The sequence below is a fragment of the Microvirga sp. P5_D2 genome, from assembly GCF_054049475.1.
In genome coordinates this window covers 1-3,053 of the sequence record NZ_JBFUMH010000304.1, presented here as the reverse complement: position 1 = coordinate 3,053, position 3,053 = coordinate 1, and the positions used below count along the sequence as shown (strand labels likewise).

4 protein-coding genes and 2 pseudogenes are annotated in these 3,053 nt (G+C 59.4%); all 6 read left to right on the top strand.

Translation table 11 applies throughout. From position 1 onward, the window contains the following. Nucleotides 1-211: pseudogene (locus ACXJKO_RS30925) on the top strand (IS630-like element ISSpo6 family transposase); the annotation flags it as partial. Nucleotides 212-245: 34 nt separating this feature from the next. Beyond that, nucleotides 246-776 (top strand): IS630 family transposase, encoded by a 531-nt coding sequence (locus ACXJKO_RS30920; protein WP_457094834.1) that lies wholly within the window; start codon nucleotides 246-248, stop codon nucleotides 774-776. A gap of 809 nt (nucleotides 777-1,585) precedes the next feature. Next, nucleotides 1,586-1,936: a head-tail adaptor protein gene (locus ACXJKO_RS30915; RefSeq protein WP_457094833.1), complete on the top strand. Its 351-nt coding sequence runs from the start codon at nucleotides 1,586-1,588 to the stop codon at nucleotides 1,934-1,936. Continuing rightward, on the top strand, nucleotides 1,933-2,163 hold the full coding sequence (locus tag ACXJKO_RS30910; protein ID WP_457094832.1) for a hypothetical protein: 231 nt from the start codon (nucleotides 1,933-1,935) through the stop codon (nucleotides 2,161-2,163). The genes ACXJKO_RS30915 and ACXJKO_RS30910 overlap by 4 nt, the downstream gene beginning before the upstream one ends. 110 nt (nucleotides 2,164-2,273) lie before the next feature. Next, complete coding sequence (locus ACXJKO_RS30905) at nucleotides 2,274-2,600, top strand: hypothetical protein (protein ID WP_457094831.1); 327 nt, start codon at nucleotides 2,274-2,276, stop codon at nucleotides 2,598-2,600. A gap of 46 nt (nucleotides 2,601-2,646) precedes the next feature. Then, nucleotides 2,647-2,883, top strand: a pseudogene (locus ACXJKO_RS30900) (transposase); the annotation flags it as partial. Nucleotides 2,884-3,053: the final 170 nt, after the last annotated feature.

Below are 3,053 nucleotides of genomic sequence, written 5' to 3'. Positions count from 1 at the left end.
CGGCAAGCTGGTGCCCTATGAGGCTTTCCTGATCCAGACCGTCGAGGCAAGGCCCGCCATCACCATGCCCGAACTGGCTGCCCGCTTGCTTGAGGAACACGGGATCGTCGCGGCCCCGGCGATGCTCTCGCGCTTCCTGTGCCGGTGCGGCTTCASYTATAAAAAAAGCCCTGATGGCGGCGGAGTGCGCACGCGCCGACGTGCGGGATGAACGCCGCACTTGGAGAGACCACCGTCAGGTCCGCATGCGCCAAGAGCYGCACCGGCTGGTGTTCTTGGATGAGACGTACGTCAACACCAAGATGACGCGCCTGCGCGGCCGCTCACGCAAGGGCCAGCGGTTACGCATGAGCGCTCCCTTCGGGCATTGGAMGACGCATACCTTTCTGGCCGGGCTGCGCTGYCATGAGCTGAGTGCGCCGTGGATCGTCGATGGCCCGATCMCGCGCTCGGCCTTTGACACCTACATCGAGACGCAGCTCGCGCCGACACTGTGCAAAGGCGACGTGGTGATCCTCGACAACCTCGCAGTCYATAAGAGTGAAAGGGCGGCGGAATGCCTGAAGGGACACGGCGCTTGGTTCCTGTTCCTGCCTGCTTACAGTCCGGATTTGAATCCGATTGAGCAGACCTTTGCCAAGATCAAAGCGCATCTGCGCAAAGCCGAAGCCCGCACCTTGGACGCGCTCTGGCGCACCCTCGGTGAGATCTGCAACCTGTTCGAGCCACAAGAATGTTGGAACTACCTCAAGGCTGCTGGATATGCGTCCGATTAAACATCCGATGCTCTAGACCAGCAGTGATGAGTGTAAGGGCCAAGGATATGCACAAGGACAGCGTTAATCGAGTAACCCGTCAGAAGGCGGCGTATAGGCGCCGACACCATCAAAGTAATCAAGACGGATTCTATAAGTAGCCACACTTCGAACGGTGCCGAGGCCTTTCTGCATCACCGACCTGCTCGGAAAGAAAGCGCCCGGCCGAGCGGGGCTTAAGTGCTCAGCCAGGGCGTCATGCGATGCCGGTTGAACACCGCATCTCTACGGGCTGATACACAACGCGCCCGGTCAGTGGATTGTGATAGAGAGCGGCAAACAGACGGTTGCTGGAGAATAAACGCCCTGACTGAGACCCGAGGGATCAGGATGAACAACCCTCAGCCAGGGCGAGTGGTACCAGAGGAGGACCACCGTCAGTGTGCCTCTCTAACCATGGCTAGATTATGAATGCTGCCAGACGGATCCTAAGAGCTCAGGCATCTGGATCACGCGCGACAGACATTCTCACAACCATCTGGACATCTGGGTTTCTGACGGGAGCGACGAGCGGTGCTTTGCCGAGCGTGAACAGCGCAACGAGCGTGAAGAGAATATGAAGTTTTGAAAAGGGCACAGACGCACCTGAATACGCGAGAACAGGCGCGGGATTTGGGCCCCAGACTCTGAATCAAACCTTTCTATTGAAATGAAAATTCCGTGCTCTTCTCATGGAACTTTTCTCTGACATTTTGCCCTCGGAGGGGGATCAGACATTATCCCCGTCCTTATCCACAAGTCGCCATAAACAGCTTTCTATGGATGCCTAAATGCCCAGTGCAGGACAGCTTCGCGACCGGATTACGTTCCGAGCTCGCGGCAAGATCAGCGACGACTACGACAACGAGCAGACAGGCGCATGGAACGACGTGTTCACGGTTGCCGCTCGTGTGACTGCATCCACCGGCAGAGAAACCGTCACGGCTCGCTGCCTGCAAGGCATCAATCCTGTCAATGTGTGGGTGAGGTGGTCATCTCAGACCGCAACCATTCAAGCCGAGTGGCGCGCAGTCGACGCAAGGGATCCTACGAGGGTCTTTTCAATCGCGAGCGTCACAGACCCTGAAGAATATCGGAGGCAGTTCCGCCTCCTGTCCTGCACCCTTGGAGGAGTGTCATGAAGCACGTGAGATACACCCGCCGCTTTGATTATCGCCCTCGCGCCTCGGTCGTTATGGCCCGTGCGGCTGGCGATGAGGTGAAGGTCACCGAGGCGGAATACGAGGCGGCCAACGCAGCCGGTGCCGTTGAGCTCATCAATGGCGAAAGTGCAGAACAGGGAGAGGCTCATGCGGAGGTTGGCAGCACTCCCGCAAAAGGCAAGGCAGGCAATCGCGCCCGCGATTAAAGAAGGAGCTGACGAGATCGTTGCCATGCAGAAGCGGCTCCCGTCTCTCAGCCCGCCGCATCTGGCGGGCTTTTCCATATCCTCGCTAGCCTGCTGAAAAAGATCTTCGCATGAACCCGCTCATCTTCCTCAATCTGGCCGGCAGGATTGCAGGCCGCCTCGTGCAAAGTCCATCCGTGTCTGTCACGCCGACGGCTCGCCCGATCGTCATCGAATCGGTAAGGGAAGCCATCGCCGCCGATCCCGTTCTCAAGAACGAGTTGAACGCAGAAAAGCCCATTCAGAGCCGCGTCCTATGGGGCAACTTCGTCGCCGGTCTGGGGCGCTGCCGACGGCAATCATCGGGCTTTTGCCTGTCCTCACTGTGCTGGGTGTCGTGGACCAGTCTCAGGTCGATATCGTCCGCGATGGCATTAACTCTGCGGTTCAAGGCGTAGGCGGGCTGATCGCCATCGGCGGCGTGATCTACTCGGCCTATGGCCGCTTGGCTTCGTGTCGTACAAGGACCGCAGAGCCGTGGCGGGAGCCCTGAAGGAGATCGACCGGTCCAAGGATGCCGAACCCGGCCAAGCGGCCCTGGAGGCGTTCGCGACCTCGGTCTGGGGCCGCAAGTATGAGGCCATCGCGGCCGCTTGGCAGCGCCACTGGACAGCGGTGATCCCGTTCTTTGCCTTTCCCGACGAGGTGCGCCGGGTCATCTCAACCACGGATGAGATTGACAAGCGACTTTCGGCCGATTGTGGCAATCTCTTCTTGCGCGGGCGACCTCGTGGCGAAGAGCGGGGCATCGACTGCAAGCCTCGTCAGGCCGCCTGATCATTCGAGCCTTGTCGGATTGAGGCGCTCGTGCACCTTGCCCTTGGGCGGTCTGGGCTGCCACTGGGCGACAA

Bases quoted from the DNA above. Each gene is read 5' to 3' on its own strand.
- ACXJKO_RS30915 (WP_457094833.1), top strand. From the start codon at position 1,586: ATGCCCAGTGCAGGACAGCTTCGCGACCGGATTACGTTCCGAGCTCGC.
- ACXJKO_RS30910 (WP_457094832.1), top strand. From the start codon at position 1,933: ATGAAGCACGTGAGATACACCCGCCGCTTTGATTATCGCCCTCGCGCC.
- ACXJKO_RS30905 (WP_457094831.1), top strand. From the start codon at position 2,274: ATGAACCCGCTCATCTTCCTCAATCTGGCCGGCAGGATTGCAGGCCGC.